At 68.9% G+C, this 15,405-nt stretch carries 15 protein-coding genes; all 15 read right to left on the reverse strand.

Translation table 11 applies throughout. The features are described from left to right. Window positions 1-66: 66 nt before the first annotated feature. Window positions 67-816, reverse strand: coding sequence for a regulatory protein RecX (locus ABFY20_RS13010; protein WP_368496664.1), 750 nt, complete (start codon window positions 814-816; stop codon window positions 67-69). 6 nt (window positions 817-822) lie between these two features. Next, the gene (gene recA, locus ABFY20_RS13015) at window positions 823-1,893 is read right to left on the reverse strand and encodes a recombinase RecA (protein ID WP_368496665.1); all 1,071 of its coding nucleotides are present in this window, start codon (window positions 1,891-1,893) and stop codon (window positions 823-825) included. A 293-nt stretch (window positions 1,894-2,186) separates the two neighbouring features. Further along, on the reverse strand, window positions 2,187-2,414 hold the full coding sequence (locus ABFY20_RS13020) for a DUF3046 domain-containing protein (protein WP_368496666.1): 228 nt from the start codon (window positions 2,412-2,414) through the stop codon (window positions 2,187-2,189). A 16-nt stretch (window positions 2,415-2,430) separates the two neighbouring features. After that, window positions 2,431-2,739, reverse strand: a complete 309-nt coding sequence (locus tag ABFY20_RS13025; RefSeq protein ID WP_259524729.1) for a helix-turn-helix domain-containing protein — start codon at window positions 2,737-2,739, stop codon at window positions 2,431-2,433. Between the two features lie 163 nt (window positions 2,740-2,902). Next, a complete protein-coding gene (locus tag ABFY20_RS13030; protein WP_368499785.1) occupies window positions 2,903-3,382 on the reverse strand; it encodes a CinA family protein in 480 nt (159 codons plus the stop codon). Between the two features lie 23 nt (window positions 3,383-3,405). Then, entirely contained in the window at window positions 3,406-4,011 is a 606-nt protein-coding gene (gene pgsA, locus ABFY20_RS13035) for a CDP-diacylglycerol--glycerol-3-phosphate 3-phosphatidyltransferase (RefSeq protein WP_368496667.1), read from the reverse strand. Window positions 4,012-4,015: 4 nt separating this feature from the next. Then, on the reverse strand, window positions 4,016-6,904 hold the full coding sequence (locus ABFY20_RS13040; RefSeq protein ID WP_368496668.1) for a DNA translocase FtsK 4TM domain-containing protein: 2,889 nt from the start codon (window positions 6,902-6,904) through the stop codon (window positions 4,016-4,018). Between the two features lie 561 nt (window positions 6,905-7,465). Continuing rightward, window positions 7,466-9,145 (reverse strand): ribonuclease J, encoded by a 1,680-nt coding sequence (locus ABFY20_RS13045; protein ID WP_368496669.1) that lies wholly within the window; start codon window positions 9,143-9,145, stop codon window positions 7,466-7,468. A gap of 106 nt (window positions 9,146-9,251) precedes the next feature. Continuing rightward, window positions 9,252-10,238: a 4-hydroxy-tetrahydrodipicolinate synthase gene (dapA, locus tag ABFY20_RS13050; protein ID WP_368496670.1), complete on the reverse strand. Its 987-nt coding sequence runs from the start codon at window positions 10,236-10,238 to the stop codon at window positions 9,252-9,254. 16 nt (window positions 10,239-10,254) lie between these two features. Further along, window positions 10,255-11,160: a GTPase Era gene (gene era, locus ABFY20_RS13055; RefSeq protein WP_368496671.1), complete on the reverse strand. Its 906-nt coding sequence runs from the start codon at window positions 11,158-11,160 to the stop codon at window positions 10,255-10,257. Beyond that, entirely contained in the window at window positions 11,157-12,530 is a 1,374-nt protein-coding gene (locus ABFY20_RS13060; RefSeq protein ID WP_368496672.1) for a hemolysin family protein, read from the reverse strand. Before ABFY20_RS13060 ends, era begins: the two co-directional genes overlap by 4 nt. Further along, window positions 12,530-12,994, reverse strand: a complete 465-nt coding sequence (gene ybeY, locus ABFY20_RS13065; RefSeq protein WP_368496673.1) for an rRNA maturation RNase YbeY — start codon at window positions 12,992-12,994, stop codon at window positions 12,530-12,532. The genes ABFY20_RS13060 and ybeY overlap by 1 nt, the downstream gene beginning before the upstream one ends. 10 nt (window positions 12,995-13,004) lie before the next feature. Next, the gene (locus tag ABFY20_RS13070) at window positions 13,005-13,991 is read right to left on the reverse strand and encodes a PhoH family protein (RefSeq protein WP_368499786.1); all 987 of its coding nucleotides are present in this window, start codon (window positions 13,989-13,991) and stop codon (window positions 13,005-13,007) included. 136 nt (window positions 13,992-14,127) lie between these two features. Continuing rightward, window positions 14,128-14,484, reverse strand: coding sequence for a histidine triad nucleotide-binding protein (locus tag ABFY20_RS13075; RefSeq protein WP_368496674.1), 357 nt, complete (start codon window positions 14,482-14,484; stop codon window positions 14,128-14,130). A gap of 66 nt (window positions 14,485-14,550) precedes the next feature. Continuing rightward, complete coding sequence (locus ABFY20_RS13080) at window positions 14,551-15,405, reverse strand: 16S rRNA (uracil(1498)-N(3))-methyltransferase (RefSeq protein WP_368496675.1); 855 nt, start codon at window positions 15,403-15,405, stop codon at window positions 14,551-14,553.

Here is a 15,405-nt window from a genome sequence, read left to right on the forward strand (position 1 = left end):
GTGCGACCAGTCTACGAAACCGCGGCAGGCCGTTCGCTCTCGACCGACGCCGCCGCAGCGACCCTGTCAGCGGAAACGCACACGGCTTGCGGCCTTGCGGGTGGCCATGGCACGCCGGGTCGCCTCGCGCACGATGCTCGAACCGAAACCACGGCGAGCGAGGAAGCCGTTGAGCCGACGCTCGGCGGTCTCGTCGTCGTAGCGCGACAGCTGGCCCACGCGCTTCACAGCGGCCTCGACGGCGAGCTCGAACTCGTGGTCGTCGTCGAGGTTCTCGAGCGCCGCCGTGACGAGTTCGGAGGGGATCTTGCGGGCATGGAGCTCGCGCGCGATGACCGCCCGGCTCTTGTGGCTGCGCTCGCTCAACCGCGCCACCAGCGCTTCGGCGAGGGCCGCGTCGTCGAGGTAGCCCAACTCTTCGTAGCGCGCGACGAGCCCGTCGGCCTCGGCTCCGCTCGCCCCCTGGGCCACGAGCAGCTCGTGGGCCTCGCCCGAGGAGAGCTGCCGGCGCCCGAGTGCCCGCACGACGGTGTCGCTCACCCGCTCGAGCCGCTCCTCGTCGGAGAGCTCGACCGGAGCCGGGAACTCGATGGGTGCGGGAGAACCGACCGCGGCCGGGAACTCCACCGGGGCGCCCGACGCGGTCTCGTGGTCGGCGTCGCGCCCGGCCGGGTGCGACGAGCGAGCGGGGTGCGCCGATCGAGAGGGCAGGCCCACGGGCTCACGGGTGCCCGCACCGTCAGCGCCCGACTCGGGCGCCGACGGGCGCGTCCGCCCACGGCGGCGCACCGAGTCGAGGTTGACGATGTCGTTCATCGTGGGTCAGGCTCCCTTGCGCGAGGCCAGCTTGGGCTCGATCGAATCGACGTTGCCAGCAGCGGCAGCTGCAGCCCCCGCCTCGCCCACACCGAGCTTCGCAAGGATCTTGTTCTCGATCTCGAGCGCGACATCGGGGTTTTCTTTGAGGAAGCGCCGCGAGTTCTCCTTGCCCTGGCCGAGCTGGTCGCCGTCGTAGGTGTACCAGGCACCCGACTTGCGCACGATCTCGTGCTCCACACCGAAGTCGATGAGGCTGCCCTCGCGGGAGATGCCGACTCCATAGAGGATGTCGAACTCGGCCTGCTTGAAGGGCGGCGCCATCTTGTTCTTCACGACCTTCACACGGGTGCGGTTACCGACCGCCTCGGTTCCCTCCTTGAGGGTCTCGATGCGACGGATGTCGAGACGCACCGAGGCGTAGAACTTCAGCGCCTTACCACCGGCAGTGGTCTCGGGGCTGCCGAAGAAGACACCGATCTTCTCGCGCAGCTGGTTGATGAAGATCATCGTGGTGCCGGTCTGGTTGAGGCCACCGGTGAGCTTGCGGAGCGCCTGCGACATGAGGCGTGCCTGCAGACCCACGTGCGAGTCGCCCATCTCGCCCTCGATCTCGGCGCGGGGCACCAGGGCCGCCACGGAGTCGATGACGATGATGTCGATGGAGCCGGAGCGCACCAGCATGTCGGCGATCTCGAGCGCCTGCTCACCGGTGTCGGGCTGGGAGACCAGGAGAGAGTCGATGTCGACCCCGAGCTTCTTCGCGTACTCGGGGTCGAGCGCGTGCTCGGCGTCGATGAAGGCGGCGATGCCGCCCGCCCGCTGGGCGTTGGCGATGGCGTGCAGGGTGAGCGTGGTCTTACCCGACGACTCAGGGCCGTAGATCTCGACGATGCGGCCGCGCGGGAGACCGCCGATGCCGAGCGCGACGTCGAGGGCGATCGACCCGGTCGGAACGACCTCGACCGGCGCACGGTCATCGCTGCCGAGGCGCATCACCGAACCCTTGCCGAACTGGCGGTCGATCTGGGCGAGGGCGGTCTCGAGTGCTTTCTCACGATTTGCGTCTGACGGCATTTCGGTCTCCTTCGTGCTGTGCGACCTGGCGGCCGGCGATGGTGTGCCCACAGGCTGTCGTGTTCGCGCCCCTCACGGGGTGGCGACGACAGGGCGTCGACGAGAGTTCGTCGAACACCCTTCACGTTAGAGAAGACCACCGACATCGAAGCTGCCGGCCGACTCATGTGTGGAGAACGTGTTCGAATCTCTCACTGTGCAGAACTCTACGCCGCACCGAAGATATGTTCGAGAGTCCCGCGGCGTGTTGCGAACACGAAAAAGCCCCCGGCCTCTGCCGGGGGCTTTTTCGATCACGTCTCTCGTGGAGCGGGAAGTCCTGCTCCGTGCCAGCGCTGGGGCGGCACATCCGCCGACCGGCAGACCGCGAGCCACACCTCTCGCGGGGGGATTCCTGCCTTCAGCGCCTGTTCGGCGGTTCGGTCGCCGAGGTCGACCAGGACGACATCGCTCGTCACCACCTGCCCGTAGGCCGGGCCGAACTCGTCGGCGACGGCCTGCCTGAACTCACTCAGCCGCACTCCGTGCCGCAGTCGTTCAGCGGGCGACGAGGTCGGCGTCGAAGTCGGCGACGAACTCGTCGGGGATGGTGTCGGGGATGGGATCGATGCCCTCGACGATCGCGAGACGGTCGCCCACCTCGCGCATGATGACCGAGATCGGGGTGTCGAGAGCTTCGGCCACCGAGGCGAGGATCTCGCTCGAGGCCTCCTTCTGACCACGCTCGACCTCGCTCAGGTAGCCGAGGGCGACGCTCGCCTTACTTGCCACTTGACGAAGGGTACGACCCTTCTGCAGGCGGAAGTCCCGAAGCACGTCGCCGATTTCCTGACGAACTAGAATCACTGGACCCTCCTTGCGTTCCTGTCACGGTCTGTTCGAGTGGCTCTTCTGACCACGTTACTGCAGTGGTTCGTAGCAGTGACTCTAAACGACTGGGACTGAACAATACTTGTGAATGACACCAGATGTAACGTGATCGAAACGGCGCCCATTCCCTCTACGGAGCTCACAGGGAATCTCTCAGGATTCGCAGCGCCACCCGTACGGTCTCGGCCCTGATCGCTGCCCGATCGCCGCTCAACTCGAGGGCATGGCTGCGCACGTCGGCACCGATGGCGACGCCCACGTACACCGTTCCCGGCGCCGCCCCGTCCTGCGGGTCCGGCCCGGCCGCACCGGTCGTCGAGATGCCGATCTCGGCCGGGGTGCCCTCGACGGCGAGCGCGCTGCGCACACCGACCGCCATCTGCATCGCCACGTCGGCGTGCACGGGGCCGTGGGCCGCCAGTACCTCCGCGTCGACTCCGAGCACCGTGTGCTTCACCGCGGTGTCGTAGGCGACGACTCCGCCGCGCAGCACCGCCGACGCTCCGGGAACGTCGACCAGCGCCGAGCACAGCAGCCCACCCGTGAGCGACTCCGCGACCGCGATCGTGGTGCGGCTCAGGGTGAGGGTGGCGACGATGGCCGCAGCGTCGTCGTTCACCGCGGCCACAGCATCCGTCTCGCTCACGCGCCGGCCGCCGGCTTGCGGTTGAGCCGCCAGGCCTGCACCAGATAGTCGATGCCGGTGACCACCGTGAGCACCACGGCCGCGGTCATGGTGACGCCGTTCACCCAGTTCACCCAGTCGCCGAAGAGCTCGGGGAAGGGCAGCAGTGCCAGCGAGATCGCGACCGACTGCACCAGCGTCTTGAGCTTGCCGCCCCGTGACGCCGGGATAACGCGGTCGCTCAGCTGCACGAACCGCCACACCGTGATGCCGACCTCGCGGACGAGGATGACGATGGTGACCCACCATGGCAGTTCGGCGAGGATCGACAGACCGATGAGCGCGGCGCCCGTGAGCACCTTGTCGGCGATCGGGTCGAGCAGCTTGCCGAGATCGGTCACCAGGTTGCGGCTGCGGGCGATGTGGCCGTCGATGCCGTCGGTGGCGATGGCGAGGATGAACAGCACCGCGGCGGCCCAGCGCAGGGCGCCGTTCTGGCCGTCGTCGACCAGGAGCATGACGAAGAAGACCGGGGCGAGGAGGATGCGCACGATCGTGATCGCGTTCGGCAGGTTCCAATTGCTGGGCTTCGCCGCGGGTGCCGACTCCTCGTTCGAGGTCACGCGATCACTCCCTGCCGGTCAACTGCCAGGCGTCTTCGCTGCCGGACTCGTCGTCATCAGCGTAGCGGTCGTCGTCGGTGTACGACGACGGCGCCGGCGACGGCCCGCCCGAGGGCCGGGCGGCCGAGGAGCCGCCGGCATCCGGAGCATCGCCGCGCAGCATCGCCAGCACCTGCGGCAGCTGGTCGGGGGTGACCAGCACGTCGCGGGCCTTCGAGCCCTCGGAGGGGCCGACGATCTCGCGCGACTCCATGAGGTCCATCAGGCGGCCGGCCTTCGCGAAGCCCACCTTGAGCTTGCGCTGCAGCATCGAGGTGGAGCCGAACTGCGTCGTGATGACGATCTCGGCGGCGGCGAGCAGCACCTCGAGGTCGTCGCCGATGTCGGAGTCGATCTGCTTCTTCTCGGCGGTGACCGCCACGTCGTCGCGGTACTCCGGGCGGGCCTGGCGGGTGACGTGCTCGACGACCTTCTGGATCTCGCTCTCGGGAACCCAGGCGCCCTGCACGCGGATGGCCTTCGACGACCCCATCGGGAGGAACAGGGCGTCGCCCTGGCCGATGAGCTTGTCGGCGCCCGGCTGGTCGAGGATGACGCGGGAGTCGGTGACGCTCGTGACCGCGAAGGCCAGGCGCGACGGCACGTTCGCCTTGATGAGACCCGTCACGACGTCGACAGAGGGGCGCTGCGTGGCCAGCACCAGGTGGATTCCGGAGGCGCGGGCCAGCTGTGTGATGCGCACGATCGAGTCTTCGACGTCGCGGGGGGCGACCATCATGAGGTCGGCGAGCTCGTCGACCACCACGAGGAGGTAGGGGTAGGGCTTCAGCACCCGCTGCGAGGCGGGCGGCAGCCGGATCTCGTCGTTGATGACGGCGCGGTTGAAGTCGTCGATGTGGCGGAAGCCGAAGCTCTCGAGGTCGTCGTACCTCATGTCCATCTCCTTCACCACCCACGACAGCGCCTCGGCCGCCTTCTTCGGGTTGGTGATGATGGGGGTGATGAGGTGCGGCACGCCCTGGTAGGCGGTGAGCTCCACGCGCTTCGGGTCGATGAGCACCATGCGCACCTCGCTCGGCTTCGCGCGCATCAGCACGCTCGTCACCATCGAGTTGATGAAGCTCGACTTGCCCGAACCGGTGGAACCGGCGACGAGGAGGTGGGGCATCTTCGCGAGGTTCGCCAGCACGAACTTGCCCTCGACGTCTTTGCCGACGCCGATGGTCATGGGGTGAGGGTCGTTCATCGCCTTCTGCGACCGCAGCACGTCGCCGAGCGAGACCGTCTCCCGGTCGGTGTTCGGGATCTCGATTCCGATGGCGCTGCGGCCCGGAATGGGCGAGAGGATGCGCACCTCGTTCGAGGCGACCGCGTAGGCGAGGTTCTTCGACAGGGCGGTGACGCGCTCCACCTTCACACCGGGGCCGAGCTCGATCTCGTACCGCGTGACGGTCGGGCCGCGGGAGAAACCGGTGACCTGCGCGTCGACGGAGAACTGCTTCAGCACATCCGTGATGGCGCGCACGATGTCGTCGTTGGCCGCTGAGCGCGACTTCGACGGCTCACCGGTCGACAAATGCGTGACCGAGGGCAGGCGGTAGTTCGCCGGGTCGGATGCAGGGGCCGGTTCGGGCATGCCGTCGACGGCTCCGGTGGGGTGCGCATCCGGAACCGGGGTGGCGAAGGCGTCGAGCGCCTCTGTGCCGTCGTCGTCGAGCAGGCCGATGGTCTGCTTACGACCCGGGAGCACCTCGCCGGTGATGCGCTTGATGGCCTGCTCGGCGGCCTCCATGTCATGGAGCAGGCCGCTGCCGAACGCCTCGGTGCTGTCGAGGTCGCGGGCTGCCGATGCCGGGCCCGCGCCACCGGCCGCAGCGGTGTCGAACTCGGCGGGGCTCATGTACGGGCCGTCTTCGGGCGGGGGCGTGCGGTCTTCGATGCGCGGCGCCATGAGGGGGGTCTCGAACTCGGGGTCGACCTCGCGCTCGCTCTTGTTGCGGCGCCACCACGGGAGGGCACCGCCGTCGTCGGGCTGGGCGTCGAAGTCGAGCATGTTCGGGTCGTCGGCGGGGTCGACGGCGCCTTTCTTGCCGCGCTTACCCGCCGTGCCTGCGGTCGACGCCGCAGCGTCGCCGGGGGCGGCGGCCGGGTCGTCGTCGCTCGGGGCCGGAGCGCCGAAGAGGTACGCGTAGAGCTCGCGCGCGCGGCGACCGATGCGGTTCGGCGGCGTCTTGGTGATGATGAACAGCGACAGGGCGCAGAAGAACACCAGCACGATCGTGGCCCCGACCGGGGTGATGAGAGTCATGAGCGGGGCACCGGCGATCCAGCCGATGATGCCGCCGGCGACCGCGAGGCCCTCGATGCCCGCCGCCGGGTCGGGCGCGCCGCCGTAGACGTGGCAGAGACCCGAGACCGAGACCAGGAACACGGCGAGGCCGATGCCGATGCGGCCGTTGTCGTTCACCGAAGCCGGATGCCGGAACAGCCACAGTGCGAGCAGCAGCAGGATGACGGGGAGTGCGTAGGCCACCCGGCCGAACAGACCGCCGAAGGTGTAAGCGTTGATCGAGACCGCGACGGCGTTCGACGCGAGGAACCACTCCGTGACAGCACCGGCCACCGCGAGCAGGAAGAACAGGAACGGCAGACCGTCGCGCCGCTCCTCCTTGGCCAGCTTCTCGGGCCCGAACGCGCGCGCCGCACCACCCACCACGTGAGCCATGCCGAGCCACAGCGACACCAGCGGGTTCGGCTTCTCCTCCGACACCACCGGATACTTCACCGTCTTCTGCGCCGCCGTGCGCTGCGCCGGCTTCCGTGGCGCAGCCCCGGTCGCACGCGCCGAAGACCCCCTCGTGCTCCGAGGCGTCGACTTACTACTCGTGGCCATGAAATCACGCTATATCGAGGCGATGACATCGCCTCGATGCCGCGCCGTGCTGGCTGTGCTGGCTGCCGGCGGGGCCGTGCTTCGCGCGGCTCCGCCGGGGCGCGCCGCCGCTTCTGCGGCGCGCCGCGATATGTGAAGGGGTGGTCGCTCTCGCGGCCACCCCTTCACCTTGGGTCGTCAGGGCAGGGCCTGTTGCGTGCGTACTCGGGGTGCGGGTGCGGGGTGGTGCAGACAGCGCGCGCGCTGTTGGTCGCGGAGAGTGTCGCTAAGAGCGGGAATGGGAGCATGTTGCGCTACCTACGCGGGACAGGCGCCCCACCTGTGCGGGCGTGCGGGCGTGCCCGCGGGCGAGCAGCGCTCCCGGCCCAGCGAGAGACGGGGCGCGCCATCTGCGGGTGGGTGCCGGCAGCCGGTCGAAGCGGCGGGCCGTACTCGACGACCCAGGGTGAGTGCGCGACCGCGCCAGCGACCGCGCACTCACATGTCGCGTCGCGCCGGGCGAGGACCGGCGCGCCCCGGCAGAGCCGCGCGCAGCACGGCCCTGCCGGCAGCTAACACAGGTCACGCCTCGATGACCAACGGCACGATCATCGGGCGGCGCCGATAGGAGGTGTTCACCCAGCGGCCGACGGTGCGGCGCACGACCTGCTGGAGGGCGTACGGCTCGCGCACGCCGTTCTGAGCGGCTTCGGCGAGGGCGGCGCTGATCTTGGGCTTGACGGTGTCGAAGACGGAGTCGTCTTCGGCGAAGCCCTTGGCGTGGATCTCGGGGCCGACGACGATGCGCCCGGTGAGTGCCTCGACCACGACGATGATCGAGATGAAGCCCTCCTCGCCGAGGATGCGGCGGTCTTTGAGGTCGGCGTCGGTGATCTCGCCGACGGTGGAGCCGTCGACGTACACGTAGCCGAGGTCGTACTGGCCGACCACCTTCGCCACCCCGTCGCGCAGGTCGATCACGGTGCCGTCCTCGGCGATGATCGTGTTCTCCTTCGGCACCCCGGTGTCGATGGCGAGCTTCGCGTTCGCCACCAGGTGACGGTACTCGCCGTGCACCGGGAGCACGTTCTTGGGCTTCAGGATGTTGTAGCAGTAGAGCAGTTCGCCCGCCGCGGCGTGACCCGAGACATGCACCTTCGCGTTCGCCTTGTGCACGACGTTGGCGCCGAGCTTCGTGAGCCCGTTGATGATGCGGTAGACGGCGTTCTCGTTGCCCGGGATGAGGCTGGAGGCGAGAATGACGGTGTCGCCCTCCCCCACCTCGATCTGGTGCTCGTTGTTCACCATGCGCGACAGCACAGCCATCGGCTCGCCCTGCGACCCGGTCGACATGTAGACGATCTTGTCGTCGGGGATGTCGCCGGCCTTCTTGAAGTCGACGAGCACGCCGTCGGGCACCTTCAGGTACCCGAGCTCAGCGGCGATCCCCATGTTGCGCACCATCGAGCGCCCGAGCAGCGCCACCCGGCGCCCGTTCGCGTGAGCGGCGTCGAGCACCTGCTGCACGCGGTGCACGTGGCTCGAGAAGCTCGCGACGATCACCCGGCGCGGCGCGCGCTCGATGATCGACTCGAGCACGGGGCCGATGTCGCGCTCGAGAGGGGTGAACCCCGGAACATCCGCGTTGGTGCTGTCGACGAGGAAGAGGTCGACCCCCTCCTCGCCGAGACGCGCGAAGGCGCGCAGGTCGGTGAGGCGGTCGTCGAGCGGCAGCTGGTCCATCTTGAAGTCGCCGGTGTGCAGCACCACGCCGCCCGGCGTCTTGATGGCGACGGCGAGCGCATCCGGAATCGAGTGGTTCACCGCCACGAACTCGCACTCGAACGGCCCGAGGTTCTCGATCTGCCCCTCGGCGACGTCGAAGGTGTAGGGCGTGATGCGGTGCTCCTTGAGCTTCGCCTCGACGAGCGCGAGGGTGAGCGCCGAGCCGATGAGCGGGATGTCCTCCCGCAGCTTCAGCAGGTAGGGCACCGCACCGATGTGGTCTTCGTGGCCGTGCGTGAGCACGATGCCGACGATGTCGTCGAGGCGGTCGCGCACGATGCTGAAGTCGGGGAGGATGAGGTCGACACCCGGCTGGTGCTCCTCAGGGAAGAGCACGCCGCAGTCGACGACGAGGAGCTTGCCCTCGTACTCGAACACGGTCATGTTGCGGCCGATCTCTCCGAGACCGCCCACCGGGGTGATGCGGAGCGTGCCGGCTTCGAGGGTCGGCGGATCGTAGACGGGGCTGGTGTTCATAGGCCCTCCTCAGTTCTCGTGGGTCGTCGTGCGGTGCGTGGCGTCGTGCTCACGCTGTGGTCTGTGGTGCTGTGCGCTCGGTCGCGCCGCCCGACGTCGAGGGCGCTCAGCGGGTGGTTCCCGCCACCTTCGGCAGCGCTCCACCGGCGGCGGCGTTGCGGTCGGGGCGGAAGTTCTTGAGCTTCAGGCCCTCGATGCCCTGCACCAGATCGATCTCGTCCTCGATCTGGGCGGCCTCCCACTCCTCGGGGCCGACGAGCGGAAGGCGCACGCGGGGGCTGCCGATGCGGCCGAGGCCGTGCAGGATGTACTTCGCCGCCACGGTGCCCGGCACATGCGTCATGATGGCGCGCACCAGCGGCTCGAGCGACTGGTGGGCCGCGGTCGCCGTGGCCAGGTCGCCCGCGTTCACGGCGTCGACGATGGTGCGGTAGGGGGCGGGCGCCACGTTCGCCGTGACACCGATGAGCCCTACGGCCCCGATCGACATGTGCGGCAGCACGTTGGCGTCGTCGCCCGAGAAGTAGAGCAGCTCGGTCTGGTTGATGACCCGGCTGACCTCGCTGAAGTCGCCCTTCGCGTCTTTGATGGCGAGCACGTTGGGGTGCTTCGCGAGGCGCAGGATGGTCTCGTACTTGATCGGCACACCGGTGCGGCCCGGGATGTCGTAGAGGATGACGGGGAGATCGGTCGCGTCGGCGATCATGCGGAAGTGGGTGAGGATACCCGCCTGTGTCGGCTTGTTGTAGTACGGCGTGACGACGAGGTTGCCGTCGGCCCCCGCCTTCTCACTCTGCCGCGCGAGCTGCATGGCGTGAGCGGTCTCGTTCGAACCGCCGCCCGTGATGATCTTGGCGCGCCCCGCCGCGACGTCTTTGCCCACCTCGACGAGCCTGATCTTCTCGGGGTCGGTGAGGGTGGAGGTCTCCCCTGTCGTTCCCGACACCACGATGCCGTCGGCGCCGCCGACGATGAGCTCGTCGATCAGCTTCTCCACGCCCGGCCAGTCGACCTCGCCGTCGGCGGTGAACGGGGTGACCATGGCGACGAGCACCTGGCCGAACGGGTTCTCGGCAGTTGAAGCAGTAGACACGACTACAGGCTATCGGTCAGAAGCCCAGCCTTCCGAGCTGCTTGGCGTCCCGCTGCCAGTCTTTGGCGACTTTCACCCGGATGTTCAGGTAGACCTGCCGCCCGAGCAGGGGTTCGATCTGCGCCCGTGCCCGCGCACCCACCTCACCGAGCCGCGACCCCTTCGGCCCGATGATGATGCCCTTCTGGCTGTCGCGCTCGACGAACAGGTTGGCGTAGATCTCGACCAGGTCGCGGTCGTCGCGCTCGGTCATGTCGTCGATGGTGACCGCGATGGAGTGCGGCAACTCGTCGCGCACGCCCTCGAGCGCCGCCTCCCTGATGAGCTCCGCGATGCGCGACTCGAGGCCGGCGTCGGTGTACTGGTCGTCGGGGTAGAGCTTCTCCGAGCGCGGCAGCAGCGCGATCAACTCGCTCACCAGCACGTCGAGCTGGATGCGGTCGGTCGCCGAGACCGGGATGATCGCCTCCCAGTCGCGCAGCTCCGACACGGCGAGTAGCTGCTCGCCCACCCGCTGCTTCGACGCCTGGTCGATCTTCGTGACGATCGCCACCTTCTTCGCGCCCGGATAGGCGTCGAGCTGTTCGTTGATGAAGCGGTCGCCCGGGCCGAGCTTCTCGTCGGCGGGGAGGCAGAAGCCGATGACGTCGACGTCGCCGAGGGTCGACTGCACGAGCGAGTTCAGCCGCTCACCGAGCAGCGTGCGCGGGCGGTGCATGCCCGGGGTGTCGACGACGATGATCTGGCCGGCAGGCTCGTGGACGATGCCGCGGATGGTCTGCCTCGTGGTCTGCGGCTTCGAGCTCGTGATGGCGACCTTCTCACCCACCAGCGCGTTCGTGAGTGTCGACTTCCCGACGTTCGGCCGACCCACGAAGGTCACGAACCCCGCTCTGAAGTCGTCGCTCCCCTGCTCGCTCATGCTCTCTCCTTCGTGTCGTCGTTCGTCGTGGTCTTACCGGCCTTCGGCAGCTTCACCGGGCCCGTGGCGACCCGCACCGGGCCGGTGTCGCCCTCGTCGTCTCCCCGTGCATCCGGATCGCGCCGCACCGTCGCGGTGACCAGCCGCTTTCGTCTGCCCTCGGTGCGGTCTGCCGTGAGGATGAGGCCCGCGATGCGCGCCTCGTCGCCGGTCTCAGCGAGCCTGCCGAGCCCCTTGGCGAGCAGGCCCCCCACGGTGTCGACGTCGTCGTCGTCGAGCTCGAGTCCGAACAGCTCGCCGAGTTCGTCGACCGGCAACCTGGCGCTCACCCGGAAGGTGTCGACGGCCTCGAGCGGCTCGACCTCGACCATGTCGCGGTCGTACTCGTCGGAGATGTCGCCGACGAGCTCCTCGAGCAGGTCTTCGAGGGTGACGAGGCCTGCGATGCCGCCGTACTCGTCGACCACCATGGCGAGGTGGTTCGACTCGGCCTGCATCTGCCGGAGGGTGTCGTCGACCTTCTTCGACTCCGGGATGAGCAGGGCCGGGCGGGCGAGCTCGGCGACCGTCGTGGTCTCCAGCTTGGCCGGGCGTTCGTAGCTCAGCCGCGCGACGTCGCGCAGGTAGAGCACACCCGAGATGTCGTCGACCCGGCCACCGACCACCACGGGCATGCGCGAGACGCCCTTGCTGAGGAAGAGCCCGAGACCGTGCCCCACCGTGTCGTCGTCGTCGACGGTCACCATGTCGGTGCGCGGGATCATCACCTCGCGCACCACCGTGTCGTTGAACTCGAGGATCGAGTGGATGAGCTCGCGGTCGTCTTCCTCGAGCACCTCGAGCTCGGTGGCCTCGTCGACCATGCTGAGCAGCTGCTCCTCCGAGGAGAAGGTGCCCGAGCGGATGCGCCCCGGGGTCACCCGATTGCCGATGGCCACCAGCGCGTTCGCCAGCGGACCGAGTACCACGCGCGTCACGTGCACGGGCACGGCGCCCCAGCGGACGATGGCTTTCGGATGCGCACGGCCGACGCTGCGCGGGCTCGATCCCACGAGTACGAACGAGACCGCCGTCATCACCACGGCCGACAGCACGAGGGCGATCCACAGCTCGTCGATGGTGAACGCGAACGAGATGGTGATGAGCACCGCCGCCGTGGTCTCGAACACCACGCGGGCGAAGTTCGCGGCGTTGAGGTGGGCCGCGGGGTCTTCGGCGATGGCCCGCAGCGACCGCTTCGCGCGCGCCCGCTCGGCGAGCTCGAGCAGATCGCCGCGGGAGAGCGAGAGCACCGCGGTGTCGATCGCCGCGAACAGGCCGCCCAGCGCCACCAGCACGACGGCCGCGAGGAGGAACAGGACGATGGTCATTACTTACGGCGGCGCTCGCTCATCGCGAACCCCACGAGGATGTCGCGCTGGATGCCGAACATCTCGCGCTCCTCGTCGGGTTCGGCGTGGTCGAAGCCGAGCAGGTGCAGGATGCCGTGGGTGGTGAGCAGCAGCAGCTCCTCCAGAGTGGAGTGCTTCGCAGCCTTGGCCTGCTCCTCGGCGACCTGCGGGCAGAGCACCACGTCGCCCAGGAGGCCAGCCGGGGTGGGCGCGTCTTCGGTGCCGGGGCGCAGCTCGTCCATCGGGAAGCTGAGCACATCGGTGGGCCCGGGCTCGTCCATCCACTGCACGTGCAGCTGCTCCATGGCCGCCTCGTCGACCAGGACGATGGCGAGCTCGGCGTCGGGGTGCACATGCATCTGGTCGAGCGCATAGCTCGCCAGACGCAGCAGCGCCGTCTCGTCGACCTCGATTGACGACTCGTTGTTCAGTTCGATCGACACGTGCGCATCCTCATCGCTTGTTCCTGTACCGGCGGTCGCGCTCGCTCGGGCCCTGATAGCCGGGGTTCTCGCGACGCGCGAGCTCCACCTGATCGTATTTCGTGTACGCGTCGACGATCTGCCCCACCAGCGTGTGCCGAACCACGTCGGCACTCGTCAGCGTGGCGAAATGGATGTCGTCGATCGAGCCGAGGATGCGCGTCACCACCTGCAGACCGCTGGTGCCGATCGGAAGGTCGACCTGGGTGATGTCGCCTGTCACCACCATCTTCGAGCCGAAGCCGAGCCGGGTGAGGAACATCTTCATCTGCTCGGGTGTCGTGTTCTGCGCCTCGTCGAGCACGACGAAGGAGTTGTTGAGCGTTCGACCTCGCATGTAGGCCAGGGGCGCGACCTCGATCGTGCCGACCGCGAGGAGCTTCGGCACGATCTCCGGGTCCATCATCTCGTTGAGCGCGTCGTAGAGGGGCCGGAGGTACGGGTCGATCTTGTCAGTGAGGGTGCCGGGCAGGAAGCCGAGCCGCTCCCCCGCCTCGACGGCGGGCCGGGTGAGGATGATGCGCTCCACCTCCTTGCGCTGCAGCGCCTGCACGGCCTTCGCCATGGCGAGGTAGGTCTTGCCGGTGCCGGCAGGGCCGATGCCGAACACGATGGTGTTCTCATCGATCGCGTCGACATAGCTCTTCTGGCCGGCCGTCTTCGGCCGCACGCTCTTGCCGCGGGCCGTGACGATGGCCTGGCTGAGCAGCTCGGCGGCAGGATGCGCCGACCGGTCGTTCTCGAGCATGCGCGCCGAGCTCGTGACCTCGACGGGCGTGACCTCGTGGCCGCTGCGCACCAGCTCGAGCAGCTCCTCGACCAAGCGCCTGGCGCCGTCGACCTGAGCGGATTCGCCCGAGAGCGTGATGTCGTTGCCGCGCACGAGCACGGTGACCTGCGGGAACTGGCGCTCCATGGTGGTGAGCAGCCGGTCTTGAGGGCCGAGCAGGCGCACCATCTCGACGCCGTCGATGTGCAGCTTGGCTTCGGCGGAAGGGGTGCGCGAGGCGGCGCCCTGCGAGGCGCGGTTCGCCGGAGTGGTGGCTCCGGATGCGCGGGTGGCGGAGTCGGTGACGGACGGGGTGGACGGGGTTTCAGCCAAGTGATGATTCCTTCAGGCCGCCCGCGAGAACATGGGCGTGCACGTGGAAGATGGTCTGACCGGCGTTCTCGCCGGTGTTGAAGATGAGACGGAACTCGCCGTCGGCGCGTTCCTCGGCGATCTGCTTCGCCGTGGCCACGAGCTCGGCCAGGAGGGCCGGGTCGCCCGCGGCGAGCTCGACGACGTCGCGGTACTGCTCGGTCTTCGGCACGACGAGCACATGCACGGGGGCCTTGGGCGCGATGTCTTCGAAGGCGATGACCCGATCGGTCTCCCGCACGATCGTGGCGGGGATCTCACGGGCGACGATGCGCGAGAAGATCGAGGGGGACGATTCGGTGCTGGACATGACTCCATCTTAGTTTCGGGTGCGGCCGGCCAGCAGGGGTGGCGCCCGGCGCGGGGCCGTGGTTCGCTACCAGCGTCCGAATGCCGCGTTCAGCACCGCGAGCGCCGCGGGGCCGGCCGTCGACGTGCGCAACACCTCGTCGCCGAGGCGCACCGCAACCGCTCCGGCCTCGCCGAGCTGCTCGAGTTCGCGAGGGGAGATGCCGCCCTCCGGGCCGACGACGAGGAAGACGGTGGGCTCGGCGGGGGTCGTGCCGGTCGCCGTGCCCGGTGCCGCGGGGCCGGTCGCGGTGCCGGTCGCGGTGCCGTGCCCGGCACCGGTCGAGGCGCCGCCGAGCGGCTCGAGCGCGACCTCCGTGAGCCTCGTCTCGGCGGAGGGCTCGAGCAGCAGCATCCGCCTGCCCTCGCCGGCGCCGGCGCACTCGCGCGCGAGCGCCGCGAGCTCGCCCGTGTCGACGAGGTCGCCCACGGCGGGAACGAACGGCCTGATCGACTGCTTGGCCGCCTCGCGGACGATCGTCGTCCAGCGCTCGACGCCCTTCGCCGCCTTCTGCTCGTTCCACCTCGACACCGAACGCTCGGCCTGCCACGGCACCACGGCCGCCACGCCGAGCTCGGTCGCGGCCTGGATGGCGAGCTCGTCTCGATCGCCCTTGGCGAGCGCCTGCACGAGCACCAGCCGGGGCGACGGAGCCTCGTGCACCTCGGAGCGCTCCACCGCGATGTCGAGCTCCTTGCCCTCGACCCGCACCACGACACCGTGCACCACGAGACCGTTGCCGTCGCCGAGCGCGGTGTGCTCGCCGACCCGCAGCCGGTTGACCGTGACCGCGTGACGCGCCTCGTCGCCCGAGAGGGTGACCACCTCGCCGACCTCGTGAGGCGCGAGCGCCAGATCGGGGCGCAGGAACAGAGAGCTCAT

It is taken from the genome of Herbiconiux sp. A18JL235 (assembly GCF_040939305.1).
GTDB lineage: Bacteria > Actinomycetota > Actinomycetes > Actinomycetales > Microbacteriaceae > Herbiconiux.